Source organism: Hyphomonas sp. GM-8P (assembly GCF_003263315.1).
In the GTDB taxonomy this organism is placed as follows: domain Bacteria; phylum Pseudomonadota; class Alphaproteobacteria; order Caulobacterales; family Hyphomonadaceae; genus Hyphomonas.
Window position 1 is genome coordinate 121124 of sequence record NZ_AWFE01000094.1, and the last position, 26561, is coordinate 147684.

Here is a 26561-nt window from a genome sequence, read left to right on the forward strand (position 1 = left end):
GCGCCAAGTCGGGGTGCCGGTCGAGACCTCAGTGCAGGGCCACGGCTTCGGCGAGGTCGGCAAGATCTCCTGCCGCATTCACCTTGGCAGATTTCTTCGCCACTTCGGCGCGTTGTTTCAGTTCGTCCACATCGGACAGGCGTGCCGCGATCAACTCGCCCAGCAATGCAGGATAAAGGTTCGCCTCGAGGACCATGTCAGCCGCGCCCACATCCGTCAGGGCTTCGGCATTGGCGGCCTGATGGTCGTCCATGGCGATGGCCAGCGGGATCAGGATCGAGGGGCGGCCGACAGCGGCGAGTTCGCTGACCGTCCCTGCGCCGCTGCGCGCGATCACAAGATGGGCGGCCGCAAGTTTCTCCGGCATGTCGGAGAAGAACGGTGCCAGCTCGGCCTCGACCATGACCTTGTCGTAGATGTCTTTCACCTTCTCCAGCTGTTCGGCGCGCACCTGCTGGACTACTTTCAGGCGGGCACGCAGCGGCGCGGGGATGTGATTGGCAATCGCCAGCGGAACACTCTCGCCGATGATCTGCGAGCCCTGGCTGCCGCCGGTGACAAGAATGGTCAGCTTGTCATCTGTGGACGGATAGGGCTGGTCCCTTACGGCGAGGATCGGGGCGCGGACAGGATTGCCGACCGCCTTGTGCGGCTTGCCCTTCGGCAGTCGGTCCAGCCGGTCGAACCCGCTGGCGATGACAGCAGCATTTGGTGCCATGTTACGGTTCACACGTCCAAGCACGGAATTCTGTTCGTGTATCAGGATCGGCACTTTGCGCGCCTTCGCCGCAGCCAAAGCCGGAAACGCCGGATAGCCGCCAAAGCCCGCGACGAGCGCCGGCTTCTTTTCCTTCATGATCCGCTTGGCCATCCCAATGCCGGCCTGGATCTTCAGGAAAGCACCCGGCAGGGTCCATGGCTTGCGGAAGTTCGGGGAGGCGGCGAACACCTCTTCCTTCCATTCTGCCGGGAAATCGCTGGCATAATGGAGACCGCGGCTGTCGGAGATCAGGCCAACGCGCCAGCCCCGTTTGCGCATCTCGTCGGCAAAGGCGCGCGCCGGGAACATGTGCCCGCCGGTCCCGCCTGCCGCGATGATGACCAGTTTTCCGTTCTTATCGTCAGCCATACCGGCCCCTTGTGCGCGTACCTTGTCCGCGCACAAGTGCCAGCGCAAGGCCCAGAGTCAATGCCGTGCCGAGCATGGAAGAGCCGCCATAGGAGACAAATGGCAGTGTCATCCCTTTCGGCGGGATCAGGGCCAGATTTACTGCCAGGTTTATGGCAGCCTGAAGACCAAAAAGCGTGAAAAGTCCGGCACTTGCCGCCCGGGCATATCCATCTTCCACCCGTGCCGACGCCCGGAAGCCGCGCAGGAGCATGAGCGCGAAAGCCACCAGCAGCACGATCGCGGCGACAAGGCCGAACTCTTCCGCCATGACCGCGAAGATAAAGTCCGTATGCGCATCAGGAAGGTGGGCCTTGACCAGGCCCTCCCCCGGGCCGACACCGAACAGGCCGCCGCGTCCGATGGCTTCGGCCGCGCGGTCGATCTGCGAATGGTCGCCATGCTGGACATTGGCAAAGCCGCGGATCCGGTCGCGCACGTGCGGCAGCAGCGCATAAAGCATACCGCCGAGCGCGACACCGCCGCCGGCGAAGGCCGCGCCCCAGCGCCAGGGCAGGCCGCTGACAAAGAAAGTGACGATAAAGGCAACGGTCAGCAGGAAAGACTGGCCGACATCCGGCTGCAGCAGGAACAGGCCGACCGTGACCGCGAAGAAGATGAACGCGACAGTTTCCCAGATCCGGTTCGGATAGAGTTCGCGCTGCGCCAGCAGCCAGCCAGACATGACGATCAGTGCGGGCTTGGCCGCTTCGGACGGTTGCAGCGAGAATCCGGCGACCCGGATCCAGCGATGCGCGCCTTTGGCCTCATGTCCGCCGCCGACCAGGATATAGACCATCAGACCGATACAGCCCAGCAGCAGCACGGCCGCGAAGCGCCGCGCCCAGGCCCGGTCCAGCATGCTGGTGCCGAGCAACAGGATGACGCCTGCCGCCGCAAACAGCGACTGGCGCATGGGGAAGAAATAGGGGTTGTCATAGCCGATGCGCGCCGCCGCGCTCGGGCCAGCCGCGAGCGACATCAGAAGGCCGATCGCCATCAGGAAAAAGGCCCCTGCAAGCAGGCCCCAATCTACTGTTCGCCGCCATTCCATGAACCAGGACGTGTCTGACCGGGCAAGAAATGGCGCTGTGGCCGTGTAGCTCAAGCCAATTCCCTCAGCTCTGTGGGCATCATCGCCTCCACGATCGACCGGAACGTATCGCCCCGGTGCTCAAAATCGCGGAACTGGTCAAAGCTCGCACAGGCTGGTGAAAGAAGAATGACCGGATGGTCGATTCCGGCGTTTCTGGCATCGCGGAAGGCAGCCTGAACTGCATTTTCAAGGGTTCCGCAGCCTTGGGTGGCCACCTTTCCCTTCAGCGTGGAGGCAAACGCCTCTTCCGCCTCGCCGATCAGATAGGCCTTGTTGATGCGCGGGAAGTAAGGCGTCAGCGGGCCGATGCCGTCAGCTTTGGGCACGCCGCCGGCAATCCAGTAAATATTGTCGTAAGACTTCAGCGCCTGCTCGGCGGCCTGCGCATTCGTGGCTTTGGAATCGTTGATGAAGCGCACGCCTTCGATCTCGCCGACGCGTTCCATGCGGTGCGCAAGACCCGGGAAGGTTCTGAGACCTTCCATGATGGTCTGCGGATCAAGGCCAAGGGCCCGGCAGGCCGCATAGGCCGCGACGGCGTTCTGGTGATTGTGCTTGCCCGGCAGTGCGGCGCATTCGGCGAGGTTGCCAACGAAGACGGCATTGCCGCTGTTGGAATCATAGAGCCGTCCGTCCACGGCGCTTACACCGCGGCCGAGCGCATAACTTGAGGAGACCTGCACCACACGGGCCGGCCCGCGCGCCGCGAGGCCGATGGCAATGGACTGGGTGACCACATCATCGAACCCGACCACGGCAGTGTCCCGCTCGGTCTGGTTCTGGAAGATCCGCATCTTGGCAGCGTGATAGCCATCCATGCCGCCATGGCGGTCCAGATGGTCCGGGCTGATATTCAGCAGGACAGCCACATCGCAGTGCAGGCTCTTCACCAGGTCCAGCTGGTAGGAGCTGAGTTCCAGCACATAGATCGCATTGGCATGCAGGGCCGCAAGGTCCAGCACGCCGGTGCCGATGTTCCCGCCGATCCGCGCGTCGCGGCCAGCCTGTTTCAGGATATGCCCGATCAGGGCCGTCGTCGTCGACTTGCCGTTCGTGCCGGTTATGCCGACAATTTTCGGGCGACCGCGTTCCGGCAGGCTCTGCACGGCGCGGGCGAAGAGTTCCATGTCCCCGACGATCGGCACGCCGGTCATTTCTGCCATGCGCACGATGCGGTGCGGCTGTGGGAATTTGTAGGGAATGCCCGGTGACAGGACGAGCGCGGCAAAGGTCTGCCAGTCGCGCTTGTTGATGTCTGACAGGGTCAGGCCCGCGGCTTCCGCCTTACGGCGGGTGTCTTCATTGTCATCCCACGCATGAACACGCGCGCCGCCGGCCTTCAGGGCCTTGGCAGCGGAAAGGCCGGTGCGGCCAAGGCCGAACACCGCAACATCCCTTCCTGCGTATTCCGTGATCGGGATCATGCGCGCTCGCTCACCTCAGCTTCAGGGTTGCAAGGCCCGCAAGGGCGAACAGGACGGACAGGATCCAGAAGCGGACGACGACCCGGGTCTCCGGCCAGTTCTTCTTCTGGAAATGGTGGTGCAGCGGCGCCATCAGGAAGATGCGCTTGCCTTCGCCGGTCAGGCGTCGGGTCAGCTTGAACCAGATGACCTGCATGATCACGGACAGCGCCTCGATCACGAACAGGCCGCCGATCACAACGAGCGCGAACTCATGCTTGGTCGCCACGGCCACGACGCCCAGCATGCCGCCGAGGCCGAGCGAGCCGGTATCACCCATGAAGACTTTCGCCGGATAGGCATTGTACCAGAGGAACCCCATGCCTGCGCCCATCATGGCGCCCAGCAGCACGGCCAGCTCCCCTGCGCCCGGCGCGAACTGGATACCGAGATATTCGGCGAAGACGAAGTTACCGGTCAGGTAGGCGATCATCGCATACGCGGCCGCGGCGAACGTCATCGGCACAATGGCGAGGCCATCGAGGCCATCGGTGAAGTTCACTGCATTGGCACTGCCGACCACGACGATCATCCCGAACAGGATGAAGAACATGCCGAGCGGCAGGAAGTAGTTGTTGACGAAGGGCACCGCGACACCGCCGGAGAAATCCGGATCGGCCGGCGTCACGCTGGTTTGCGGCGCGAAGGCAGCAATCTGCTCGGCCAGGCCGTTCAGCGCGCCCCATTCAGCATGGCCTTCGGGCGTGTGCGCGCCGTGCAGGCCCATGATGAACGCACAGGCCACGGCGGCAATGCCGAAACCGGCCAGCAAGCGCACCTTGGCGGAAACACCAGCATCGGTCTGCTTGGTCACCTTGGCATAGTCATCGAGGAAGCCGAGGATTGCGTAGGACAGGGTCACGAACAGGGTGACCCAGATGTAAGGATTATTCAGGTTCGCCCAGAGCAGGACGCCGACGACCAGGCCGAGCCAGATCAGGAAGCCGCCCATGGTCGGTGTACCGCGCTTTTCCAGCTGCTGTTCCAGCGACAGGTCGCGAATGGGCTGGCCCTTGCCCTGGCGGGCGCGCAGGAAATTGATGATGGTGTCGCCAAATATCACCGTCACCAGGAACGCCGTGACCACGGCCGCGCCTGTGCGGAAAGTAATATAGTTGAGAACGTTCAGGATACCGCTGTCAGCGGCCAGCCATTCGTACAGCATCAACTAACCCCTGCAGCACCTTCTGTGCCGCTTGCCATCTTGCCCATGTCTGCCGTTGCACTCCATTGGCGCAAACGGTCTGCTAGTCGTCCCATCCCGGATGCATTCGAGCCTTTGATCAAGACCACGTCGCCATCCCGAAGTGCATTTTCCAGTGCATTAAGAAGTTCGTCGGCCTTTGGCGCCCACACCTTTTGCAGGTCTGTCGGCAGCGCCTCGGCCAGATGAGTCATTTTGTCCCCTGCCAGGAACACGCCCGCCGCGCCGGTCTCCACGACCGGTCCGGCCAGGCCCGCATGTTCCGCATCCGACGTATCGCCGATTTCCAGCATCTCACCCAGCGCGACCAGCCGCCTGCCTGCACCGCGTTGTTTCAATGAGGAAAGTGCAGCTCGCATGGAGCCCGGATTGGCGTTGTAGGCGTCATCGATCATCAGGAAGCTGCCGCCGCCGGGCAGGGCGAGGCGCTCGGCCGTGCCGCGTCCGGCCGGCGGGGCATAGCCCGAAAGCGCCTCGGCGCAGTCATTGACTGCCGCACCGGTTTGCGTCGCTGCCAGCAGCGCAGCAGCGACATTCATTGCCCAATGTTCACCAACCGCTTCCAGCCTCACCAGCACCGGCTTGCCGACCACATCGACCTGAATACGGCTGGTCACACCGTCGGTTTCATAGCCGACGACGCGCGCGGTCGCATCCGGCCCGCGGCCGAAGGATTCCATGTTCCCGGTCGGGCACAGCGACCGTGCCCGGTCTGCCAGATATTCGAAGAATGTGTCGTCCGACGGCAGGATGAAGGTGCCGCCTGCCTCAAGGCCTTCAAAGATATCGGCTTTCTCGCGTGCGACGGCTTCGAGGCTGCCAAGGCCCTCCAGGTGCGCTCCGGCGATACAGGTGATGATCCCCGTATGCGGACGGACCATGCGGCTGCGCGGGGCGATCTCGCCGGGGGTCGACATGCCGATTTCAAAGACGGCACGCTCAGTCTCTTCCGGCATGCGGGCCAGCGTCAGCGGGACGCCCCAGTGATTGTTGAAACTTTTCTGGCTCCAGTGCGCCGGGCCAAGCGCGCGGTAGATCCGCGCCAGCATTTCCTTGACGCTGGTCTTGCCGGCCGAGCCGGTGATCGCCGTGCGGTGCGCAGCGCAGCGGGCCCGGGCTGCGACGCCCAGCTGCTCCAGCGCTGTCAGCGTGTCATCGGCGACGACCTGCGGCCCCTCTCCCTTCTTGCGGGAGACGAGCGCCCCGGCGGCACCGGCCTCGAAAGCGGCCTCGACGAAGTCATGCCCGTCGCGCTGGTCCTTCAGCGCAACGAACAGATCCCCCGGCTGCAGGGACCTTGTGTCGATCGACACAGTACCCGTCACCGTAAAGGGCGCAGTCGCAATGCCGCCGGTGGCAAGGGTGATGTCGTCGGAGGTCCAGAGCGGTTTCGTCATGCACGCACCGCTCCCAGCGCCTCACGCGCCGTGTCCTGATCGGAGAAGGGATGGATTTCCTTGCCGATGATTTGGCCAGTCTCGTGACCCTTGCCGGCAATGACGAGCGTGTCGCCTTTTTTCAGCTCTGCGATAACGGTGCGGATGGCTTCGCCGCGATCGCCGATCTCGCGGGCGTCCGGGCAACCGACCAGAACCTGCTTGCGGATTTCAGCGGCGTCTTCCGTCCGCGGATTGTCGTCAGTCACGATCACATCGTCGGCCTGCCGGGCGGCGATCTCGCCCATGAGGGGACGCTTGCGCGCGTCGCGGTCGCCGCCACAGCCGAAGATGACTTTCAGGTCACCGGCCGTGTGCGGGCGTACGGCGCGCAGCAGCACGTCCAGGCCGTCCGGCGTATGCGCATAATCGACAAAGACAGCGGCCCCGGATTCGGTCTTGCCGATGAACTCCATCCGGCCTTTGACCGGTTCCAGATGGGTCAGGCCTTCGGCGACCTGGTCGAACTCCATGCCCAGCGACAGGCAGATCGCGGCGGCGGCCAGCGCGTTCAGCGCCTGGAACTCACCGATCAGCGGCAGTTCCAGCGGCTTCTGTTCCACGTCACGCCAATAGAGATGCAGGATCTGCCCTGTGGCGCGCGGCATGATCTCGTCGATCCAGAGGTCTTCCCCGCGCCAGCCGAAGGACACGATCGGCATGAGATTGCCGAGGGCAGCGGCTTCGAAATCATTGCACTGTTCGGAATCGGCATTGACGATGGCGGGCACACCCGGCCGGCCAAGCTCACGGAACAGGCGCAGCTTGGCGGAGAGGTATTCCTCCATCGTCGAATGGTAATCGAGATGGTCCTGCGTGAAGTTCAGGAAGGCGACGGCGGAGAGGTCCACCCCGTCGAGGCGGTGCTGTTCCAGGCCGTGGCTGGAGGCTTCCATCGCGCAATGGGTGACGCCCTGCCGTGTCAATTCGGCGAGCGTTTCGTGAATGGTCACCGGATCGGGCGTCGTGTGGCCGACATCGATATGACCTTCGGGGCCGATGGCGCCCAGCGTGCCCATGGAGGCGGACTTTATCCCGGCTTGCGCCCAGATCTGGCGGCAGAAATCCACGGTGGAGGATTTGCCGTTCGTGCCGGTGACCGCCACCACGGTGCCCGGCTGGGAATTGTAGAAACGCTTCGCGGCCAGCGCGAGCGCCCGGCGCGGTTCGTCATCGACGATATGGGTGACGGACACCTCATCGGCTGCGTCGCCGGAGAGGATCACCACGGCGCCCTTCTCGATCGCGTCCGGAATGAACCGGCGCCCGTCGGTGACGCTGCCCTTCAGGGCCGCGAACAGATAGCCCGGTTTCACGTTACGGCTGTCCGCCGTCATCCCGGTGATGACGGTGTCGCCATTCGGCGCATCAGGGAACAGGTCTTTCAGTTTACAGGTCACAGCGAAGTCCTCTCATCTCCGGAGCGGTACGCGTCTCCTGCAGGACGGAAATCTTCAAAGCGTGGGGCGATGCCGAGCAGCGGCGCGACACGTTCTATGATGCGACCTGCGGTCGGCGCCGCATTCTGGGAAGCCACAGAGCCTCCCGGTCCGGCTTTGGGATCATCCAGTGTCACAATCAAGGCATACTGCGGGCTGTCATAGGGAAATATCGCCGCAAAGCTGGAGATATTGCGCCCGTCATCATAGCCGCCCGGCACAGGCTTCTCCGCCGTGCCGGTCTTCCCTGCAACGCGGTAGCCTGCCACTTCGGCATTCTTGCCCGTTCCGGTCAGCACCGCTTCGCGCATCATCGCGTTCACGAGGTCTGCCGTGATGGCCGACATCACGCGCACCGGTTTCGACTTGCGGGCCTCATCGACGATCAGGGTCGGCGCCACACGCTCCCCGCCATTGGCGAAGGCAGCGAAGGCGGACAGGAATGCCATAGGCGTCACGGCGATACCGTGACCATAGGCCATCGTCGCCGCGGTCAGGTCGTCCATGCGCTCGGGCAGGATCGGCGCGGCGCTGCCAGCGAGTTCGACGGGCGAGCGATCAAGCAGGCCAGCGGTTTTCAGGAAATCCTGCTGGCGGCGCGGGCCGAGCTTCTGGTTGATGTGCACGGTGCCGATATTCGAGCTTTCGGCGATGATCGTCGTGACATTTGCACGTGTACCGATGGGGTGCAGGTCCGAAATCGTATAGCCGCGCATCTCGATCGGATCGTGGACATCAAATATGTCGGTCGGACGGATCGCCCCGGCTTCGAGGGCCGCCGCCACAGTCAGCGGCTTGAAGACAGAGCCCAGCTCATAAAGCGCGCCCGTCGCCCGGTTCATGCGGGATGGATCGTCGATGGCGATGTCGGACGAGCGGTTCGGATTGAAAGGCGGCCAGCTGGCCATGGCGCGGACTTCGCCGGTACGCGCCTCCATCAGGATGACCGCCGCCCCTTCGAACCCGTCGGCCGCCGCCGAAGCGGCAAGCTCTGCCTCGACCGCAGCCTGAACGCCATTGTCGATGGTCAGGCGCAGCGGTTCCCCGCCTGCGGTGAGACGGTCATTCTGGCTGAACTCGACCCCGCCGGCGCCAACGCCGTCAACGTTCACGAAGCCCAGCACATGGCCGGCGAGCGTCCCGCGCGGATAGGCCCGGCTGATCTCTTCCTTGAACCAGAGGCCTTCGAGGCCGAGGTCGAACACGGTCTGGCGTTGGCGCGGGGTCAGGCCGCGCTTCACCCAGACAAATTCCCGCGACTGGTCGGACAGGCGGCTCGTCAGGCTGTCGGCATCGATGTCGGGCAGGACACCGGCGATGCGGGTTGCCACTTCGCGCGGATCCCAGATCAGCTGCGGATTGGCGACCAGCGAGTAGACGGTGACGGACGTCGCGAGCTGCTCACCGTTCCGGTCGACAATGTCGGCCCGTTTGACCTGTTCGCCAGCCCGCATGGCCAGCGTGCCGGAATCGCGGTCAGGCGCCAGCGCCAGGTAGCCGGCCTTGCCGGCCAGCACCACAAACAACGCGCTGAGGCCGAGGCCGACCAGCCGTGTCCGGTGGCGCGACGCTTCCGTCATTCAGGCGCCTCCACAGAAGCGGCATCCCTGGCGGGATCGACCGGAAGACCGACCAGCGCATCCAGATCACGCTCATTGGCCATCTGCTCCGGGCGTGGCGGCGCCATGCCCAGCTCGTTGCGGGCGTATTCCTCGATCCACTCGCGGCGGCTCATATGGGAAAGCTCGGTTTCCAGCAGCGCCTTTTCGTGGCGGGCGTCCTCGATCTGGGCTTCCACGGCCATCAGTTCGGCCGCCGTGTCCTTGGCGCCGTATTTCGCCCGGTAGAGGCTGAACACCAGCAATCCGACAATGACGAGACCCAGAATGAATGCGCGGCGGCTCATGACACGTCCTCCAGTTGCGAAAGCGGGGGCAGGTTCATGCCATCATCCGCTTCTTCGTCGATTGCAGGCGCTTCGGTCCGGATCGCCGCCCGCAATTTTGCAGATCGTGCACGCGGATTGCCTTCCACTTCCTTATCCTGGGGCAGGATCGCCTTGTTTGGGCGCAGTTCGAAAGTCGGTTCCGGGCCTTTGGCCATCAGCGGCATGTGGCGGGATCCGCCGGTATTCTTGCCGGACCGGTCGCGCAGCCATTGCTTCACCATCCGGTCTTCCAGCGAATGGAAGGTGACGATCACCAGACGCCCGCCGGGCTTCAACAGCCGTTCGGCCGCCACCAGCGCCCGGGCCAGCTCGCCCAGCTCGTCGTTCACATACATGCGGATCGCCTGGAAGGTCAGCGTGGCAGGGTGGATCCGGCTGCCTTTCCGGCCGCCCACAGCGGTCTCGACCGTTTCGGCGAGGTCCAGCGTGGTCTCGAACAGTTTTTCCTTGCGGCGCTGGACGATCTGGCGGGCAATCCGGCGCGCCTGCTTCTCTTCACCGAGGCGGAAGATGACATTGGCGAGATCGCCTTCGGCCATGTGGTTCACGACATCCGCAGCGGTGGGGCCTGCAGCGCCCATGCGCATGTCCAGCGGGCCGTCCTTGTTGAAGGAAAAGCCGCGATGACCCTCATCGATCTGGAAGCTGGACACACCGATATCCAGCACAACGGCATCGACCTGATCGCATCCGGTCGCCTCGACCAGCGCATCCATTTCGCCAAAACGGCCCAGCAGCGGGGTGATGCGGTCGGTCTGGGCGGCGAGGGCCTCGGCCCGCATGATGGCGTCGAGGTCGCGGTCGATCGCAAAGACGGAGCACTTCGCCGCCGTCAGGATGGCACGCGTATAGCCGCCACCGCCGAATGTGCCATCGACAACGCGGTCGCTGTCCTTGAGGTCGAGGGCAGCGAGCACCTCATCGAGCATGACGGGCTTGTGCCCGGAAGCGGCGGTTTCAGGCCGGGGTTTGGTGGTCATCATCCATCCCCTCCCTCAACGAGTTTCAGGTCGGGATAGAGGCCCATTTCGTGCTGGCGCAGCACCTCATTATAGGCCTGGCCCAGCGCCTCGAGCGTCTCCGGTTTCGCAGCGGTTTCGGACATGGCCGTGGTAAATGCGGCGTGCTTTTCGGGGTTCCAGATCTGGAAGCTGTCGATATTGCCGGCGAACTTCACGCGGCCGTCGAGACCGGCTGCCGCGATCAGCTCATCGGTCAGCTTGATGCGGCCGGTATCGTCCATCTTCAGGTCGGCCGAGCCGGCGATGATCGAGGACACGAGCGCCTTGCGGACCGGGGATTGCGGGGGCAGGCGGGTCAGCGTCGCGCGGTACATGGCCATCAGGGCTTCGCCGCCGCCTTCCAGGCAACCGGATCCGTCGAGGGCAGGCCACAGGAATATCCGGTTTCCACCGCCAAGCGCAGCGCGAAAGGGAGCCGGGATGGACACCCGCCCTTTTGCGTCAATTGCACTTTCATAGGTGGATACAAACACCCGCCAGCCCGATCTTCGTTTGCCTAAACCCCGCATGGGTAAACCATGTCTTAATTTGGAGTATCATGGGCAGACATGGGCCTCAATGGGCGAGACACGTGAATCGAAATATCCACAACAGCCCCGCACAGGAACACCAAGCGATCCAACCATGAACAAACCGGAACAAACGGGTGGGTCGGTATGGGCAGGAACCGAATTTCCTTTTTGAATCAGCTCGATGCCGAAACAGACTCGGTTATCCACAGCCAGATTAAAAGTTACTGAGTTTTTAACATTTGAAGCCTGCGGTTTGCGCAGCCATCCAGAAATCATCTCGCAGAAACTTGGTTTCACTTACCAGGCACTGGGATTCGACTTGTACGCCGCCGAAGCAATCAGGTGGTTTTCTTGAGACACCCGGACGCCGCATACGGGCCGCTCAAGGTCCGTTAAGATCATGCTGAAGTCCGGAGAGTGAGGAAATCAGGCCCGACAAGCCATCTGGCTTGGGAGGGGGACGGTGCCGAGCGCCCTGATGGGTGGCGGACGCTTTGTTCCGGCTTGCCGGGCCATTTTCGCCGCTCGAAACGAGGGTCTTGGGTGGGGAGTTGAGATAACCCGCCCCGAACGGTTCATGAGCAATATGTCTGGCGGCGCCAAATGGTTCCAATTTTTCTCGCCTCGGCTGAAGTTTTTTCCTCCCAAAGTCACCCAGGGCTGATTTTCCGAACCATCACGCAGCGAAAAAACAAGTCAGTTAATTGTTTTTGCTGGGTATTTTCGGGTTTCAGGGTTGTGGGAGTTTTTCCCTGCGACAAAAAGAAATTTTGATGGATTGTCGTTAGGCCATAGATCGAACCTATGATTATCCCGACACTCCGCCAGTTGCAGTTCCTGGTCGCGCTCGGCGAGACGGGATCCTTTTCCCGCGCAGCCGAAGCCTGCCATGTCACCCAGCCAACGCTGTCTGCCGGAATTCGCGAACTGGAAGACCTGCTGGGCGTCAAGCTGGCCGAGCGAGAGGCCCGCGGCGCCAGCCTCACCCATGCCGGCGAGATCGCCCTCGCCCGCGCCTCGGCGCTGCTGAACGATGCCCATGCGCTCGTGCAGGCGGTGCAGAGCGCCGGCGCCCTGCTGACGGGCCCCTTCCACCTCGGCGCCATCCCCACCATCGCCCCTTTCGTGCTGCCGCAGACCGTGCGAGCCCTGAACACGGCCTATCCGGACCTGAAACTCTACCTGCATGAGGACAAGACCGGACGCCTGATCGACCAGCTGCGCACCCGTACGCTGGACGCCGCCCTGATCGCGCTGCCCTGGGATACGCCCGGCATCGAGACCATGACGCTGCTGGACGACGAGTTCCTGTTTGCCGCCCCGGCCAATCACCCGCTGGCGAAGAAGAACGGGCTCGCCCCGGAAGACCTGGCGGACGAGAACTTGCTGCTGCTGGAAGACGGCCACTGCCTGCGCGACCATGCCCTCTCCATCTGCCGCATGCGGACAGGCGCCCGGAAGGACCAGGTGGCCGCGACCTCGCTCGGCACGCTGGTCAACATGATCGCCGGCGGGCTCGGCGTCTCGCTCCTGCCCAGGCTCGCGGTGGATCACGGGCTGAATGTCGGCAACGATGTTGCCGTGCGCGAGTTTGTGCGCCCGGTCATCGGACGCCGGATCGGCATCGCCTGGCGGGCCGGCAGCCCACGGGAAGCCGATGCGAGGAAAGTGGGCGAAGTTATCAAGGAACAGCTCACCGCTACCGGTGTTTGAGAGCTGCTGAGGATTTTTCCGGACACGGTCAGTTTCCGCTATCCCGGCCGCCATAACCGGGCTAGTGCGGATTCCGTTCTCAACACAGCTTACGGACCCCCAAATGCAAACCGGCCCGTTTCCCGCCAGCAGGCCTGACGCATGCGCCTGAACGATGCCTGGCTGGCCTCGCTTTCGGCCGGCGCCGTCAATCTCGTACTGGGCGCGAACCTGCCTTACCTGCCGGTCTGGATGGAAAAAGCCGGTGGCATGTCGGGCGCGGAAATCGCCGGGGCAGGCACGCTCGCCGCACTGATCCGCATCTTCGCCGGACCGCTCGCCGCAGGCCGGGCGCAGTCGCACGGGCTTCGCGCCACACTGGCGGGCACAATGGCCGTCTGCCTCGCCGGATACGTGCTGCTCTTCCCGGACGTGCCGCAGGCAGCCGCCTTCCTTGTCTGCGTCGCCATCTATAGTGCGACCAACGTCTCCGGGCCGCTGTTCGAAGCGGTGCTGATCTACGGCACACGGAATGCCCGGCCGGATTACGGGCAGGGCCGCGCCATCGCCTCGCTCGCTTTCGTGGTTTCCAACCTGGCGGGCGGCGCCGTCCTCTCGGCCTTCGGACCGGACGGTATCCTCACCTATCTCATCATCGCGGCCCTGTTGGCGACAATCGCGCCGCTGTTCACGCGGGAGGGTGCGCGGAAGGTTCTGCCGAAGCGCACCATTCTCAGCACATTTGCGGAGGGCTTCTCGCTTTACCGTCTGCCCGCGCTCTTCGCCTTCATCCTGGCCGCAGCGCTGATCCAGGCGAGCCATGGCGTCTATTACGCTTTCTCGTCCGTGATCTGGGTATCGCAAGGCATTTCCGGCTCCAGCATCGGCGTGCTCTGGGCGGTCGGCGTGGTGACAGAGATCGCGCTCCTGCTGCTCTCCGGGCGGCTCCTGCGAGGCTTCAGTTCGGTTGGCCTGCTCTGGCTGGGCGGGCTCGGCGCCATGATCCGCTGGACAGCGGCGGGATTCGTCCTGCCGGTCATGGCCGCGGCCCTGTTCCAGACGCTGCACGCAGCCTCATTCGCGTTGACGCACCTGGCCACGATGCGCTTCCTTCAGCAGGCATTGCCGGATGAGCGCCTGCCGCTGGCCTATGCCGTGAACGGCGCGCTCGTGTTCGGGCCGATCCTCGCGTTGTCCACTTTCCTGTCCGGCCTTGCCTATGATGCCCTCGCCCCCGGCGGCGCGAGCGCGCAGACACACATCTACTGGCTGATGGTGCTGGCCGCAGGCGCGGGCCTCGCCGTCGCAGCCGTCACACGGCCGACGCCCGCCACAGTGGCCAGCTCGATCGACGAAGACGCCTGAGCGCGGCCACATCACCGAAAACTGGTTGACAATCCCAATCACATAACAAGTTATATATCCTGTGAATCAGGAGACTGGGCATGACACGAGACGTTCTGGCTGAAATGGGACCGCTGGCGCTCGGCAGCCGGCTGAAGCGGCTGGCAGAGCGGATGCAGGCCGACGCAACGAAAGTGTTCGCCGACCGGGGCCTGCCCATTCAGGGCACGCATTTCCCGCTTCTGGCGGCACTCTCCACCTACGGCCCGCTCAGTGTCAGCGAAGCGGTAGAGGCCGTCGGCATCAGCCAGCCTGCCGTCACCCGCATCCACAACGCCCTGCAGAAGATGGGGCTCACCACCGTCTCGCCCGTTGAAGGCGACAGCCGGCAGAAGCAGATCCGCCTGACGCCTGAGGGCGAAACCCTGGTCAACGCGCTGAAGCGCGATCTCTGGCCCCAGGTGCGCCGCGCGGCCCAGCGCCTCTGCGAAGGCCCCGATGCAGACTTCCTGACCCAGATCGGCCGGGTCGAAGCGGCGCTGCAGGAACGCTCGCTGCACGACCGTATCCTGGATGAGGGCGCAGGCCCGGCGCTCAGGCTGGTCAATTATGACGACCGCCTCGCCCCCGACTTTGACGCCATCACCCGCGAATGGGTGGAAGACATGTTCACGCTGGAGGAAAAGGACATCGAGATCATCGAGCATCCGCGCGAGATGATCATCGACCGGGGCGGCGATATCCTGTTCATCGAAGCGGCGGGACTGGGCATCATCGGCACTTGTGCCCTGATGCCGGTGGAGGGCGATACGTTCGAACTGACCAAGATGGGGGTCCGCGCCAGCGCGCGCGGCCTGAAGGCCGGAGAATTCCTCCTGCAACGGACAATCGAGCGTGCCCGGCAACTGCCCATCGGCACGCTGTTCCTGTTGACCAACAGGAAATGCGCAGCTGCCATTCATCTCTATGAGAAGGCCGGCTTCGTCCATGATGCGGACATCATGGAACGCTACGGCAAACGCTATGCGCGCTGCGATGTAGCCATGTCATTTGACCTGTCGAGACCGCCTCAGGGCTGAGGCGGCCTCAAACCGGTCAAAGGATGATCAGCTGGCTTCGCGCTCGTGCATGTCGAGATCGTACTCGCGCACCTTGCGGTAAAGCGTCGAGCGGCCGATGCCGAGACGCCGGGACACTTCGCTCATATGGCCCTGATAATAATCGATGGCATACTGAAGGATGTCGCGTTCGATGTCCTGCAGGGCGCGCATCTCGCCATCGGAATCCATGATGGAGACCGGGCCTTCACCAACAGCCGCCACACCGGGGGCAGCCGGAACGGCCGCTTCGGCTGAGGTTACGGCCGGGGCCGCCGGCAAGCTGGCGATGTCCGGCATCTGACCGGAAATCTGCGGGAAGTCCTGCGGACGCAGCTTGTCGCCATCGCAGAGGACCACGGCGCGGAAGACAGCGTTCTCCAGCTGACGGACGTTGCCCGGCCAGTCGAAGGCATAGAGCATTTTCATCGTGTCGTCAGAAACACCGGACACTTTCGTGCCTTCGCTCGCATTGAAGCGGGCGATGAAGTGATCGACCAGCGCCGGAATGTCGTCGCGGCGTTCGCGAAGGCTCGGCATGTCGATCGGGAACACGTTGAGGCGGTAAAACAGGTCTTCGCGGAATGTGCCCTCGGCCACTTGCTGGGACAGGTCGCGGTTGGTGGCGGAGATAATCCGCACATCGACCTTTGTCGGACGGCGTGAGCCGACGGCATCGACTTCGCCTTCCTGCAGCGCACGCAGCAGTTTCACCTGCGCGTCCAGCGGCAGTTCGCCGACTTCATCCAGGAAGAGCGTGCCGCCATCGGCCTCGACAAACTTGCCGAGCGCTTTGGAGACAGCACCGGTAAAGGCGCCCTTCTCGTGACCGAACAGGATCGACTCGACCAGGTTTTCCGGAATGGCCCCACAGTTCACGGTCACAAACGGCTTGCCGACGCGGGTCGAGGCACCCTGGATACAACGGGCAACAACTTCCTTACCCACACCGCTTTCACCGAGGATGAGGACCGGAATGTCGGAGACCGCAGCGCGCTCGGCCAGGCGGATCACCTGACGCATCGGCGCAGCCGACGCGATCATGTCATCAAACGCCATACCACCTTCCGCCTTGCGGGCGAGGCGTTTCACTTCGCCGGTCAGCGACTGCATCTTCAGGGCGTTCCGGATGCTGACAACCACGCGCTCCGGATTGGCCGGCTTCACGATAAAGTCGACGGCGCCGCCGCGCATGGACTGGACAATCGTGTCAATGCCGCTGGTTGCGGTCAGCATGATCACCGGCAGGTCCTGCCGTTTGGCGGCCAGACGCTCCAGCGTTTCCATCCCGGACAGGCCTGGCATGGTCAGGTCCAGGAGGACGACATCAATGCCATCCTTCGGGTCCGCAGCCAGCGCAATGCCAGCTTCGCCATCCGGCGCCGTGCGGCAGGCAAAGCCCGCCTTTTCCACAGCCGCCTGAAGCAGGCGGCGTTGCGTCGGATCGTCATCGATAACGAGGACCGTCTTTGCCATGTTTTTATCACCCTATTGGTTGCCAGGCAGGTCTTTGCGCCCGCTCAGGCATGGTCGGTTGTTCAATCCGGCACATTGGACGTGCCACATCGTTACGGCCCGTTCTGACACAGGGGGATGGAGTTACGGTTGAAGGAATAGATGAAATTTGCCGTATCCGGCGGTTTCGATTCCGCATGTTGAATCGTATGCGCGACACATGTGCCGCAGGCGGACTTGGTCAGAACTGACCACTGGCCGCCGCAGCCTATTGAAATCGGAACCGAGCACCGGTCCTCAGCCCACCGGACCTTTCCGGGACGGCTCGGCCGAGGGCTTTATGTGCGAAACACAGACCCGGATTCCGACGGCTCGGCTGGCCGGAAGACAGATTCGGATTCGGCATGAAGAATGCCACTTCTCGACGATCCAAGTCCCCATTTCGCCGATTAGGCGCATTATTCTTGGTAGATAAATCGAGAATTCTACAAATGTAATCTTTAGACCGGGCCACGCGTCAGACGCACGGAAGAAAGTCCCAATGCGTAGTATTTATTGCAGTATTCGTCATTCCCAAGCGCGTGCGACTCTCTGAATTTTCGACACCCGCCAATTGCCACCCCGCTCCGAGCGCAAAAGTTACGCAAATTACGGTTGCGATCACCGGACCGCCTGATATTCATCGCGGTCGATATGACCATAAGGGACGCGGTAGAATTGGCATCTCGGGGAAACGATCTCATGAAGGACAATTCTCAGGACAAGGACCAGCCCGAAAGTGCGCCGAAGGAAATCCCGGTCGGCGCCTCTCAGGCCCTGAATTCTGCCCTGCAGAAAACCTTCGAAGCCCTGCTTCAGGAACCCGTTCCCGAAAAATTCGAAGCCCTGATCGCCCGCATTCGGGACGAAGAGACACGGCGGGCTGAAAAGTCCGACGACGAGGAAAGCTGAGCGCTTTTTCCGCTTCTTTTCGAAGGCAATGTCTCAGATTCACACGCAAAACTGACCCGGTTCGGTCCAGGAAGGTTATGACCTGACCGTCTCCTTTTGGAGCAGAACAAGCGTTCAGGCGCCGGTCGTCTCCGCCAGCCATTGCGTGTGCGAGGCAAGCATCAGGCCTTCCCGCGCGATCCAGTCCGGATTGTAGCAAGTGTCCAGATAGCGCTCGCCGCCATCGCAGATCAGCGTTGCCACAGAGCCCGGCTGACCGGCCGCCCGCATCTCATCCATCAGGTGCAGCGCCGCCCAGACATTCGTTCCGGTCGACCCGCCGCATTTGCGGCCCAGCACCTTTTCCAGCCAGTGGATCGTCGCAATGGAGGCGGCATCCGGCACCTGCATCATCCGGTCGATGACGCGCGGCTGGAAGGAGGCTTCGACGCGTGGACGCCCGATACCCTCGATCCGTGACTTCGTCTTGATCCGCAGGGACGGATCACCTGTGCGGTAATGATCGTAGAAAACCGAATTTTCCGGATCGGCCACGCATAGCTGCGTCTTTGCGGCAAGATCACAGCGGTAACGGATATAGCGCCCGATCGTGGCAGAGGTGCCGCCCGTGCCAGCGCTCATGACCACCCAGTCGGGGATCGCATGATCTTCCAGCGCAAGCTGCGCAAACAGGCTGTCGGCGATGGAGTTGTTGCCCCGCCAGTCAGTCACCCGTTCGGCAAAGGTGAACTGGTCCATGAAATGGCCACCGGCCTCGCAAGCCAGCCGCTCGGCCTCGGCATAGATATCGCCAGGCTCCACCTCGTGCGGCTCCCCGCCATAAAAGGTGATCTTCTCGATCTTCGAAGGTGCGGTCCCCTTCGGCATCACGGCGATGAAGCGCAGGCCGAGCAGGCGCGCAAAATAGGCCTCCGACACGGCCGTCGACCCGGAGGAGCATTCCACGATCACCGTGTCCGGCCCGATATGCCCGTTGCAGAGGCCATAGAGATAGAGCGAGCGCGCCAGCCGGTGCTTCAGGCTGCCGGACGGGTGGATGGACTCGTCCTTCAGGTAGAGCGTCTGGTCCGGGAATGCCGGCAGGTCCACCTTGATCAGGTGCGTGTCGGCAGAGCGGTTGAAGTCCGCATTGATCTTCTGCACCGCCTCGCGCACCCAGGCGCGATCCATGATGGGCACTGAACAGCCTTCCGCCATGCCAGCCTCCTCTATTCCAGACATCGTCGCCCTCAATGCGCCAGAAGCACCAGCGCGACAACACCAGCAGCCACAAGCAACACACCTGCGATCTCTCTCGGCGTGACTTTCTCGCGAAAGAAGAGGATCGAGATGGCCAGCGTGAAGATCACCTCCACCTGCCCCACGGCCCGCACATGGGCCGCATTTTCAAGCGTGAACGCCGTGAACCAGGCGAGGGAGCCGAGCATGCCGGTGATGCCCACCAGCGAGGCCACGCGCCAGGCCCGAACGAGATGGGCCACCTGCCCGCGCTCCCGCCAGATCAGCCAGCCTGAAATCGCGATGGCCTGGAACATTGTCACGAAGGCGAGCGCAGCCGACGCCCTCAGCACCACGCCGCCTTCCGGCAGCGAAAGCGATGCTCCGCGATAGGCGACCGCGGAGAGACCGAACAGTCCGCCGGACAGCACACCGATCCAGACTTTGCTGTCGATCCGGAAACGCGCCTTTCCCTCACCACCCGGCATGGAGACGAGGATCACGCCCAGCAGGCTGATGAGGATGGCGATCGCTGCCCCGCCTGTCAGCCGGTCTCCCAGAAGGACGATGCCGAACAGGGCCGTCTGCAGGGGCTCTGTCTTGGTGAAGGCCGTGGCGACCGCAAAGTTCGTGTACGAGAACAGATGGATCAGCAGGCCCGTCGCAATGATCTGCGCGAGGCCGCCGACCATGCCCCAGACATAGAAGCTGCCCGGCGGTACGCCGACGCCCTGCCCGGTCACGCCGCGAAGCGTGAAGAAGAACAGCACGGCCAGCGGCGCCGCGAAGACAAACCGGCTGGCCGTCGCCCCCCATGTGCTGAGGCGGCCTTTCAGCGTCTTCTGCAGCGCATTGCGCAAATTCTGGGAGAAAGCCGCCGCAAGGGTGACCGGGATCCAGAGTTCCATGAAGCGGTCTCGTCAGCACACAGCCGACCTCTCTCCCGCGCGCGATGCACAGGAGAAAAGCGCTGTTTTCAAAGGATGATCAGGCCGCCTGGCGTTTTGCCTTGCGGTTTTCCAGCTTGTTGACCGCGTGGAGATAGGCCTTCGCACTCGCGACCAGCGTATCCGGGTCGGACGCCCGGCCGGTGGCCATGAAGCCATCGGCATCGTTCAGGCGCACAGACACGGTCGCCTGCGCATCCGTGCCACCGGTCACGGCATGCACCTGATAGAGGTCCAGCTTGCCGGTATGCGGGATCAGCGAACGGATCGCGTTGAAGACCGCATCGACCGGGCCGTTGCCGCGGGCGATGGCGAACTTGTCTTCACCATCCATGACGAGGTCGATCTCGGCCGTTTGCGGGCCTTCGGTGCCGGCCACGACGCGCAGGCGCTTGAACATGGCGCGCTCGCCATCTTCCGCCAGCTGATCGTCGACCAGGGCCACGATGTCGTCATCGAAGACATGCTTCTTCTTGTCGGCCAGCGCCTTGAAGCGTTTGAAGGCGTCGTTCAGCGCGTCCTGCTCCAGCACGTAGCCCAGCGATTCCAGCTTGTCGCGGAAGGCGTGGCGGCCGGACAGCTTGCCCATCACCAAGGACGTCTTGGCGACGCCGACATCTTCCGGCTTCATGATCTCGTAGGTTTCGGAATTCTTCAGCATGCCATCCTGGTGGATGCCGCTTTCGTGCGCGAAGGCGTTCTTGCCGACGATGGCCTTGTTGTACTGCACCGGGAAGCCCGTGATGCGGCTCAGCATGGCGGAGGCACGCGAGAGGTACTCGCTCTTCACATTGGTTGTGTAGGGCAGCGTGTCCTGACGGACGCGCAGCGCCATGACGACTTCTTCCAGCGCGGCATTGCCGGCGCGCTCGCCGAGGCCGTTGATCGCGCATTCCACCTGGCGGGCGCCATTGGCGACGGCGCTGATGGAGTTGGCGACGGCGAGGCCGAGGTCATTGTGGCAGTGCGCCGACCAGATCACTTTGTCCGAATTGGCGACATTCTCGATCAGGCGCTTGAAAAGGCGGCCATATTCGTCCGGGTGGGAATAGCCAACCGTGTCCGGAATATTGATCGTGGTCGCACCGCTCTGGATGGCGACGTCGATACATTTGCACAGGAAGTCGAATTCGGTGCGGGTCGCATCCTCTGCGCTCCACTCGACATCGTCGACCAAATTGCGGGCCTGGCTGACAGAGCGACCAACGGCTTCGAGCACGGCGTTCGGGCCCATCTGCAGCTTGTGCTTCATGTGCACGGGGCTGGTGGAGATGAACGTGTGGATGCGCGGGCGCGCCGCGTGGCGCACGGCTTCGCCGCAGCGTTCGATGTCCTTCTCGGTCGAGCGGGACAGGCCGCAGATGATGGCCTCTTTCGAGCGGCGGGCAATCTCGCTGACGGAGGCAAAGTCGCCTTCCGAGGCGGCGGGGAAACCGGCTTCGATCACGTCGACGCCCATGTCTTCCATCAGGGCGGCGAGTTCGAGTTTCTCGCCATGGGTCATGGACGCGCCCGGCGATTGTTCGCCATCACGCAAGGTGGTGTCGAAGATGCGGATATGTTCTGGCTTGGTCATGGCAGGCTGCCTGGATCTGGGGAATATCGGAAAAGGTTCGGCTGAAAATCCCCTGACCGTGCGCCTGCCCCGGACTTAGTGCGGAGCAGTCGGCACCGGCCAGGGGCCGGTAAGAAGCAGGAGTAGGGGCAAATTCTTGCGCATGGTGCGGTTATTCCGGCAGATCGCCCGAATTGTCAACCGCGCCTGAACCGATCAGGGCAACAGATTGCCCCGATCTTCGCACCCTTTGGCGCACCCAGAGGGCAATGCCCGCATAAACGGCAACCGCCGCCAGCGCCGTCAGAATTGCGGTGACCGGATTTCCCTGCAGCGCAGCCAGCAGGCTGCGGCCTGCAAAGGCGATCAGCAGGATCTTCGGAAGGCTGCCCAGCCCCATGCCGGCCCAGTAAGGCAGGAAGCGCGCATGGCTGACGCCGAACGCCATGTTGACCAGCAGCAGCGGCCCGGTCGGCACGTTGCGTACCACGGCGCTGGCGACAAAGGCATTGCGCCCGATAAAGCCCGCCAGCCGGTTCGCTGTCTTGCCGGCATAGCGGCGGAAAGCCTGCTCGCCCGTCAGCCGCCCGACATAAAAGGTCAGCGCGCCCGATGCCATGGTCGCGATCCAGGAATAGCCCGCCCCGGCCCAGGGGCCGAACACGGCCACGGCGGCAGCGATCAGCGCGAATTGCGGCACGCCCAGAAAGGCGGCGACGCAGAAGACAAGGATCAGCGCCGGCAGGCCCCAGGGACTGTCGGCCATGCCGTCCATCCAGGCCGTCATCGCCTCCCCGCTCGGCAGGATGCCCAGTTTTCCGAGGCCGAAGACAAGCAGCACAACGGCCAGAAGCACGCCGCCGAGCAGCATGGCCCGGCGTGCTGGCGTGTCCTCAGGAGAAGTGGCAGGCAACGGCTCTTTCATGGTGAATGCGATGTGATCCGCCACCGCCTCAACGTCAAGCAGCAACAGGCGGCAAAACTGGTGTCCGGATTGCGGCAGCCCTGCCTCCTGCCGTGCACAGCCTGAACTTATTCGGCCGCGCTCATCAGGGCCTTGTGCCGGGTGACCAGTTCATAAAGGACCACAGCGAGGCCGTGACCGGCTGTCCCGACCGTCCACCAGATCATGGCCCACATCATCACATAGCTGCCCGTGCCGATATTGATGCCGGCGAAAAGGACCATTCCGAACAGATAGCTCGCCAGACTGATCCAGAAGGACAGCCGCAGCGCCGCGCCTTTCCGGGCGACCTTCTGCCGTGACTGGGCGCGGGCTTCCGACTGGGCATCCACCGTCAGCGCCATGACATCGACATTGAAGGCCGCCGCCAGCGCCATCAGCGACTCGCGGGAGGCTTTCTCGCCCCGCTCGATCCTCTGGATTGTGCGCAGGCCGATCCCGGCGAGATCTGCCAGGTGTTCCTGTGACCAATGACGCTCCTCGCGCCATCGTCTGATCTTGGCTGCATCTGCGTGAAACTGCATGATGACCTCCCTTAACAAGGTTCGCTTCCGTCCACCAGAAAGAGCGGGAAATTCCCCTGTCAGCCACGCCATCACGGCGTCACGCGCCCGCCAGAGGGCCGCCACACCCCCGCCAACCCACGTAAACAGCGGCAAACCGGGGCGAATTACCGGGCGGCATGGCTTGACGGCATAGAGCTGACGTCTTCACCTTCGAAGAAAACAGGGAGGAATTCATGGCCGACGGAACGCAAACCGTTTTTCCGGGCTTCAAGCGCGACACGGTGGACGATGAGATCGTCCATCCGGACCTTTATGCCAGCTGGGAAATCCATGACGTCTATACCAAGCTGAGACAGGACGACCCGCTGCACTGGACCGAGCCCGACGGCTTCCGCCCGTTCTGGTCGGTCACCAAACATGCCGACATTCTCGAGGTCGAGAAGAACAACAAGATCTTCATCAATCATGACCGCACCTATCTGAGCCCGAAAGCGGGTGAGGAATGGATCATGTCGATGACCGGCGACACCCACCTCTTCCGCACGCTCGTCGACCTCGACGATCCGGTACACATGAAGCTGCGCGCCCTGACGCAGGCCTGGTTCATGCCGCCGAACCTCCGCAAGCTGGAAGGCCGTATCGCCGAGATCGCCAAGGAACATGTCGACCACATGGCCAGCCTCGGCGGCGAGTGTGACTTCGTGAAGGAGGTCGCCCTCTGGTATCCGCTGCGCGTGATCATGGAGATCCTCGGCGTTCCGAGGTCTGATGAAAAATTCATGCTGAAGATGACGCAGGAAATCTTTGGCCCCAGTGATCCGGATGTGGCCGGTGAAAGCGAAAACAAGTCGGAGACCGGCCAGACCGTTACCAGCGACGAAGGCGTCGACCTCCTGAAAACGGCGCAGGAACTGTTCAAGTATTTCGGCGCCATCACCGAAGACCGCCGCGCCAATCCGCGCGATGATGTCTCCACCGTTATCGCCAATGGCCAGATCGACGGCCAGCCCATCGGCGATCGCGAAGCGATGTCCTATTATATCATCGTCGCCACCGCCGGGCATGACACGACCAGCTCTACCGTCTCCGGCGGCATGCTGGAACTGATCAAACGTCCGGACCAGCTGGCCAAGCTCAAGAACGACCTTTCGCTGCTACCGAATGCTATCGAGGAAATGATCCGCTGGACGACACCGGTGAAGCATTTCATGCGCACAGCGACCGAGGACTACACACTTCGTGGCAAGACGATCAGGAAAGGCGACGGGCTCGCCCTCTTCTACTGGTCCGGCAACCGCGACGAGGAAGTCTTCGAGGATCCGTTCGAATTCCGGGTCGACCGCGACGTGAAGAAACAGGTCGCCTTCGGCTATGGCGTTCATGTCTGCCTCGGCATGCACCTTGCGCGGATGGAGATCAAAGCCCTGCTGAACGAGCTGCTGCCGCGCCTCGAATCCATCGAGCTGGCTGGCGAGCCGCAAAGCACGCGGGCGAATTTCGTTTCCGGCCTGAAAAGCCTGCCGATCCGCTACAAGCTCAGCTAGGGCGTTCGGCGGCAGCGGCAGCGGCGCTCGCCCAGGCCCATTGGAAATTGTAGCCGCCGAGCCAGCCGGTCACGTCGACGCATTCACCGATGAAGTGGAGGCCCGGTACTTGGCGGCTTTCCATGGTGCGGGAAGAGAGCCCGGCGGTATCGACGCCGCCGGCGGTCACCTCTGCCGTGCGGTAGCCTTCCGTGCCCGCTGGGCGCACCTGCCAGCTGGTGAGCGCGCCTGCAAGATCGTCCAGCACGGCGTGTGAGAGGTCGGCCAGCCGCGCCGCGGGGTCGAGACCCTGACGGCGCAGGATGAGATCGGCGAGGCGTTTCGCGAAGAAGCCTTCAAGCGCGGTGGCGAGCGTCTGCATCGGCCGGTCGCGTTTTGTCTCTTTCAACTGGCCCGCAATGTCAGTGCCCGGCAGCAGGGTCAGCATCACCGCCTCTCCGGGATGCCAATAGGAGGACACCTGCAGGATCGCCGGGCCGGAAAGGCCCCGGTGGGTGAACAGCATCGCTTCCTCGAAGGCCGCCCCGCCCGCCGTCGCGCGCACGTCGCAGGCAACGCCGGAGATGGACGCGAAGTCTTCATGGTCTGCGCCGGTGAACACGAAAGGCACGAGCGCCGCCCGTGTCGGCACGATCTCGTGCCCGAACCGGCGAGCGATGTCATAGGCAAGGCCTGTCGCGCCCATCTTCGGAATGGAAAGCCCACCCGTCGCCACGACCAGTTTCGGCGCGGTGTACTCGCCGCCGGAGGTTTCCACCCGGAAGCGGCCATCGGCATGCGTCACCGAATGGATCGACGTATCGAGGCGCAATTCCCCCTGCCCGGCGGCCAGCTCGTCCAGCAGCATCTGGATGATCGCGCCGGATTTCTGGTCGCAGAATAATTGCCCAAGCGTCTTCTCGTTCCAGGTCAGGCCGTGGGCGGCCATCAGGCTGGTAAAATCCCACGGCGTGTAGCGGGCAAGCGCCGACTTCGCGAAATGCGGGTTCTGGCTGATGAACCGGTTCGCCACAGTTTCGAGATTGGTGAAGTTGCACCGCCCGCCGCCGGAGATGCGCACTTTCTCCGCAGGCTTAGCCGCATGGTCCAGCACGACGACGCACTGGCCCGCCTGCCCCATGCGCGCCGCGCAGAACAGGCCCGCCGCCCCGGCGCCGAGCACGATCGCATCATATGAGAGGGGCTGGGCCGGAGACATGCCGGGCCTATGCCGCAGGACGGCCTGCCCGCGCAAGCGGCCGCAGCGGTGGCACATCCGACCCCTCGGTAAGGTTACGTATTGATTTTTCAAAGGTCAGGCCCGACCCTGCGCGGCACAAGAGGCTACCGTGCAGGAGGCGGTTATGGGGAATCTGACGGTCGACAATCTGGCAATCTATGCCCTGATCGGGTTTGGCTGCCTGGTCGTGATCATGGTGGGCATCACCGCCTGGGTCGTGCGCAAGGCGTTCAGCGCGCCGGTGACGCCGCCGCCGGTCGAGCCCCCAAAGGATTAGAGCAGGATTAGACCGCAGACCATGACCGACGCCATCCGCCGCTCGGGCGAAGAACGACAGGCTGCGATGGAGCGGAACGCTGCCGCCCTCGGCATTGACGAGGCGCTGGTCTCGCGGCTGGTCGACACATTCTATGCCCGCGTGCGGGAAGACGATTTGCTCGGCCCCATTTTCCAGTCGGCGCTGGGGGATGACTGGGACCCGCACCTGGCGAAGCTGAAGGATTTCTGGTCGGCCATTGCGCTCGGCACGCGGCGCTATAACGGCCGCCCCATGCCGCCGCACCTGCGCCTGTCCGGCCGCATCAGCGAGGCGCATTTCGCGCGCTGGCTGGGCCTGTTCCGCCAGACCGTGGACGAGCTGATGCCGAATCCCGCCGCGGCGGACTTCTTCTACGACCGGGCAAACATGATTGGACGGAACTTTCAGGCCATGATCTTCGCGCTGAACTCATGAGTTTCGTGACAGTCTTATGACATCTACAGCCTGAATTTTCGAATCCGG

The 26561-nt window shown here is 63.3% G+C and carries 24 protein-coding genes; 7 read left to right on the forward strand and 17 right to left on the reverse strand.

Going from position 1 to position 26561, the window contains the following annotated elements; all coding sequences use genetic code 11:
* Positions 1 to 28: 28 nt before the first annotated feature.
* The 10 genes from murG to HY26_RS14800 are packed head-to-tail and all read right to left on the reverse strand — an operon-like array spanning position 29 to position 11285.
* On the reverse strand, positions 29 to 1129 hold the full coding sequence (murG, locus tag HY26_RS14755; protein WP_112073934.1) for an undecaprenyldiphospho-muramoylpentapeptide beta-N-acetylglucosaminyltransferase: 1101 nt from the start codon (positions 1127 to 1129) through the stop codon (positions 29 to 31).
* Positions 1122 to 2276 carry an FtsW/RodA/SpoVE family cell cycle protein gene (locus tag HY26_RS14760; protein ID WP_233351641.1) on the reverse strand — a complete coding sequence of 385 codons (1155 nt, stop codon included), beginning with the start codon at positions 2274 to 2276 and terminating at the stop codon, positions 1122 to 1124. The genes murG and HY26_RS14760 overlap by 8 nt, the downstream gene beginning before the upstream one ends.
* A complete protein-coding gene (gene murD, locus HY26_RS14765) occupies positions 2273 to 3688 on the reverse strand; it encodes a UDP-N-acetylmuramoyl-L-alanine--D-glutamate ligase (protein ID WP_112073935.1) in 1416 nt (471 codons plus the stop codon). Before murD ends, HY26_RS14760 begins: the two co-directional genes overlap by 4 nt.
* 10 nt (positions 3689 to 3698) lie before the next feature.
* Positions 3699 to 4892, reverse strand: coding sequence for a phospho-N-acetylmuramoyl-pentapeptide-transferase (mraY, locus tag HY26_RS14770; protein WP_034761717.1), 1194 nt, complete (start codon positions 4890 to 4892; stop codon positions 3699 to 3701).
* Positions 4892 to 6328, reverse strand: coding sequence for a UDP-N-acetylmuramoyl-tripeptide--D-alanyl-D-alanine ligase (gene murF, locus HY26_RS14775; protein ID WP_034761714.1), 1437 nt, complete (start codon positions 6326 to 6328; stop codon positions 4892 to 4894). The genes mraY and murF overlap by 1 nt, the downstream gene beginning before the upstream one ends.
* Entirely contained in the window at positions 6325 to 7767 is a 1443-nt protein-coding gene (locus HY26_RS14780) for a UDP-N-acetylmuramoyl-L-alanyl-D-glutamate--2,6-diaminopimelate ligase (RefSeq protein WP_233351642.1), read from the reverse strand. The genes murF and HY26_RS14780 overlap by 4 nt, the downstream gene beginning before the upstream one ends.
* Complete coding sequence (locus tag HY26_RS14785; protein ID WP_051599534.1) at positions 7764 to 9386, reverse strand: penicillin-binding protein 2; 1623 nt, start codon at positions 9384 to 9386, stop codon at positions 7764 to 7766. The genes HY26_RS14780 and HY26_RS14785 overlap by 4 nt, the downstream gene beginning before the upstream one ends.
* Positions 9383 to 9712 carry a septum formation initiator family protein gene (locus HY26_RS14790; RefSeq protein ID WP_081812921.1) on the reverse strand — a complete coding sequence of 110 codons (330 nt, stop codon included), beginning with the start codon at positions 9710 to 9712 and terminating at the stop codon, positions 9383 to 9385. The genes HY26_RS14785 and HY26_RS14790 overlap by 4 nt, the downstream gene beginning before the upstream one ends.
* Positions 9709 to 10734, reverse strand: coding sequence for a 16S rRNA (cytosine(1402)-N(4))-methyltransferase RsmH (gene rsmH / locus HY26_RS14795; RefSeq protein WP_034762443.1), 1026 nt, complete (start codon positions 10732 to 10734; stop codon positions 9709 to 9711). Before rsmH ends, HY26_RS14790 begins: the two co-directional genes overlap by 4 nt.
* Entirely contained in the window at positions 10734 to 11285 is a 552-nt protein-coding gene (locus HY26_RS14800) for a division/cell wall cluster transcriptional repressor MraZ (protein WP_112073936.1), read from the reverse strand. The genes rsmH and HY26_RS14800 overlap by 1 nt, the downstream gene beginning before the upstream one ends.
* 807 nt (positions 11286 to 12092) lie before the next feature.
* Here HY26_RS14800 and HY26_RS14805 point away from each other — a divergent pair.
* From HY26_RS14805 to HY26_RS14815, 3 genes are all read left to right on the forward strand, one after another.
* Positions 12093 to 13001, forward strand: a complete 909-nt coding sequence (locus tag HY26_RS14805; RefSeq protein WP_112073937.1) for a hydrogen peroxide-inducible genes activator — start codon at positions 12093 to 12095, stop codon at positions 12999 to 13001.
* A 141-nt stretch (positions 13002 to 13142) separates the two neighbouring features.
* Positions 13143 to 14345 carry an MFS transporter gene (locus tag HY26_RS14810; RefSeq protein WP_112073938.1) on the forward strand — a complete coding sequence of 401 codons (1203 nt, stop codon included), beginning with the start codon at positions 13143 to 13145 and terminating at the stop codon, positions 14343 to 14345.
* Positions 14346 to 14425: 80 nt separating this feature from the next.
* The gene (locus HY26_RS14815; RefSeq protein WP_112073939.1) at positions 14426 to 15403 is read left to right on the forward strand and encodes a GNAT family N-acetyltransferase; all 978 of its coding nucleotides are present in this window, start codon (positions 14426 to 14428) and stop codon (positions 15401 to 15403) included.
* 27 nt (positions 15404 to 15430) lie between these two features.
* Here HY26_RS14815 and HY26_RS14820 read toward each other — a convergent pair whose 3' ends face one another.
* On the reverse strand, positions 15431 to 16897 hold the full coding sequence (locus HY26_RS14820; protein WP_112073940.1) for a sigma-54 dependent transcriptional regulator: 1467 nt from the start codon (positions 16895 to 16897) through the stop codon (positions 15431 to 15433).
* Between the two features lie 720 nt (positions 16898 to 17617).
* On the opposite strand from HY26_RS14820, the gene HY26_RS14825 reads away from it, so the two are divergent.
* Positions 17618 to 17827 (forward strand): hypothetical protein, encoded by a 210-nt coding sequence (locus tag HY26_RS14825; RefSeq protein ID WP_034761690.1) that lies wholly within the window; start codon positions 17618 to 17620, stop codon positions 17825 to 17827.
* Between the two features lie 114 nt (positions 17828 to 17941).
* Here HY26_RS14825 and HY26_RS14830 read toward each other — a convergent pair whose 3' ends face one another.
* The 5 genes from HY26_RS14830 to HY26_RS14850 form a co-directional block, all read right to left on the reverse strand.
* On the reverse strand, positions 17942 to 19024 hold the full coding sequence (locus HY26_RS14830; RefSeq protein ID WP_034761687.1) for a PLP-dependent cysteine synthase family protein: 1083 nt from the start codon (positions 19022 to 19024) through the stop codon (positions 17942 to 17944).
* A 32-nt stretch (positions 19025 to 19056) separates the two neighbouring features.
* Positions 19057 to 19953 carry a DMT family transporter gene (locus tag HY26_RS14835; RefSeq protein WP_112073941.1) on the reverse strand — a complete coding sequence of 299 codons (897 nt, stop codon included), beginning with the start codon at positions 19951 to 19953 and terminating at the stop codon, positions 19057 to 19059.
* 79 nt (positions 19954 to 20032) lie between these two features.
* Positions 20033 to 21568, reverse strand: a complete 1536-nt coding sequence (locus tag HY26_RS14840) for a 2-isopropylmalate synthase (protein ID WP_034761681.1) — start codon at positions 21566 to 21568, stop codon at positions 20033 to 20035.
* 151 nt (positions 21569 to 21719) lie between these two features.
* The gene (locus tag HY26_RS14845; protein WP_139068866.1) at positions 21720 to 22472 is read right to left on the reverse strand and encodes a TVP38/TMEM64 family protein; all 753 of its coding nucleotides are present in this window, start codon (positions 22470 to 22472) and stop codon (positions 21720 to 21722) included.
* Positions 22473 to 22579: 107 nt separating this feature from the next.
* Positions 22580 to 23035, reverse strand: coding sequence for a helix-turn-helix domain-containing protein (locus HY26_RS14850; RefSeq protein ID WP_112073943.1), 456 nt, complete (start codon positions 23033 to 23035; stop codon positions 22580 to 22582).
* 215 nt (positions 23036 to 23250) lie between these two features.
* Here HY26_RS14850 and HY26_RS14855 point away from each other — a divergent pair, with 215 nt between their 5' ends.
* Positions 23251 to 24561 (forward strand): cytochrome P450, encoded by a 1311-nt coding sequence (locus tag HY26_RS14855; protein ID WP_112073944.1) that lies wholly within the window; start codon positions 23251 to 23253, stop codon positions 24559 to 24561.
* Here HY26_RS14855 and HY26_RS14860 read toward each other — a convergent pair.
* Positions 24554 to 25759 carry an NAD(P)/FAD-dependent oxidoreductase gene (locus HY26_RS14860; protein ID WP_112073945.1) on the reverse strand — a complete coding sequence of 402 codons (1206 nt, stop codon included), beginning with the start codon at positions 25757 to 25759 and terminating at the stop codon, positions 24554 to 24556. The genes HY26_RS14855 and HY26_RS14860 overlap by 8 nt on opposite strands.
* A 145-nt stretch (positions 25760 to 25904) precedes the next feature.
* Between HY26_RS14860 and HY26_RS19155 the strand changes: the two genes are divergently transcribed.
* Together HY26_RS19155 and HY26_RS14865 are read left to right on the forward strand one after the other, a co-directional pair.
* On the forward strand, positions 25905 to 26057 hold the full coding sequence (locus HY26_RS19155) for a hypothetical protein (RefSeq protein ID WP_175354463.1): 153 nt from the start codon (positions 25905 to 25907) through the stop codon (positions 26055 to 26057).
* Between the two features lie 21 nt (positions 26058 to 26078).
* The gene (locus HY26_RS14865; protein WP_034761673.1) at positions 26079 to 26513 is read left to right on the forward strand and encodes a group III truncated hemoglobin; all 435 of its coding nucleotides are present in this window, start codon (positions 26079 to 26081) and stop codon (positions 26511 to 26513) included.
* Positions 26514 to 26561: the final 48 nt, after the last annotated feature.

Coding starts and splice junctions, on each gene's coding strand:
- HY26_RS14810 (WP_112073938.1), top strand. CDS start 13,143: ATGCGCCTGAACGATGCCTGGCTGGCCTCGCTTTCGGCCGGCGCCGTC.
- HY26_RS14820 (WP_112073940.1), bottom strand. CDS start 16,897: ATGGCAAAGACGGTCCTCGTTATCGATGACGATCCGACGCAACGCCGC.
- HY26_RS14845 (WP_139068866.1), bottom strand. CDS start 22,472: ATGAAAGAGCCGTTGCCTGCCACTTCTCCTGAGGACACGCCAGCACGC.
- murF (WP_034761714.1), bottom strand. CDS start 6,328: ATGACGAAACCGCTCTGGACCTCCGACGACATCACCCTTGCCACCGGC.
- HY26_RS19155 (WP_175354463.1), top strand. CDS start 25,905: ATGGGGAATCTGACGGTCGACAATCTGGCAATCTATGCCCTGATCGGG.
- murD (WP_112073935.1), bottom strand. CDS start 3,688: ATGATCCCGATCACGGAATACGCAGGAAGGGATGTTGCGGTGTTCGGC.
- mraY (WP_034761717.1), bottom strand. CDS start 4,892: ATGCTGTACGAATGGCTGGCCGCTGACAGCGGTATCCTGAACGTTCTC.
- HY26_RS14840 (WP_034761681.1), bottom strand. CDS start 21,568: ATGACCAAGCCAGAACATATCCGCATCTTCGACACCACCTTGCGTGAT.
- HY26_RS14825 (WP_034761690.1), top strand. CDS start 17,618: ATGAAGGACAATTCTCAGGACAAGGACCAGCCCGAAAGTGCGCCGAAG.
- HY26_RS14860 (WP_112073945.1), bottom strand. CDS start 25,759: ATGTCTCCGGCCCAGCCCCTCTCATATGATGCGATCGTGCTCGGCGCC.
- murG (WP_112073934.1), bottom strand. CDS start 1,129: ATGGCTGACGATAAGAACGGAAAACTGGTCATCATCGCGGCAGGCGGG.
- HY26_RS14855 (WP_112073944.1), top strand. CDS start 23,251: ATGGCCGACGGAACGCAAACCGTTTTTCCGGGCTTCAAGCGCGACACG.
- HY26_RS14785 (WP_051599534.1), bottom strand. CDS start 9,386: ATGACGGAAGCGTCGCGCCACCGGACACGGCTGGTCGGCCTCGGCCTC.
- HY26_RS14815 (WP_112073939.1), top strand. CDS start 14,426: ATGACACGAGACGTTCTGGCTGAAATGGGACCGCTGGCGCTCGGCAGC.
- HY26_RS14805 (WP_112073937.1), top strand. CDS start 12,093: ATGATTATCCCGACACTCCGCCAGTTGCAGTTCCTGGTCGCGCTCGGC.
- HY26_RS14830 (WP_034761687.1), bottom strand. CDS start 19,024: ATGGCGGAAGGCTGTTCAGTGCCCATCATGGATCGCGCCTGGGTGCGC.
- HY26_RS14800 (WP_112073936.1), bottom strand. CDS start 11,285: ATGCGGGGTTTAGGCAAACGAAGATCGGGCTGGCGGGTGTTTGTATCC.
- HY26_RS14835 (WP_112073941.1), bottom strand. CDS start 19,953: ATGGAACTCTGGATCCCGGTCACCCTTGCGGCGGCTTTCTCCCAGAAT.
- HY26_RS14865 (WP_034761673.1), top strand. CDS start 26,079: ATGACCGACGCCATCCGCCGCTCGGGCGAAGAACGACAGGCTGCGATG.
- HY26_RS14850 (WP_112073943.1), bottom strand. CDS start 23,035: ATGCAGTTTCACGCAGATGCAGCCAAGATCAGACGATGGCGCGAGGAG.
- HY26_RS14790 (WP_081812921.1), bottom strand. CDS start 9,712: ATGAGCCGCCGCGCATTCATTCTGGGTCTCGTCATTGTCGGATTGCTG.
- rsmH (WP_034762443.1), bottom strand. CDS start 10,734: ATGACCACCAAACCCCGGCCTGAAACCGCCGCTTCCGGGCACAAGCCC.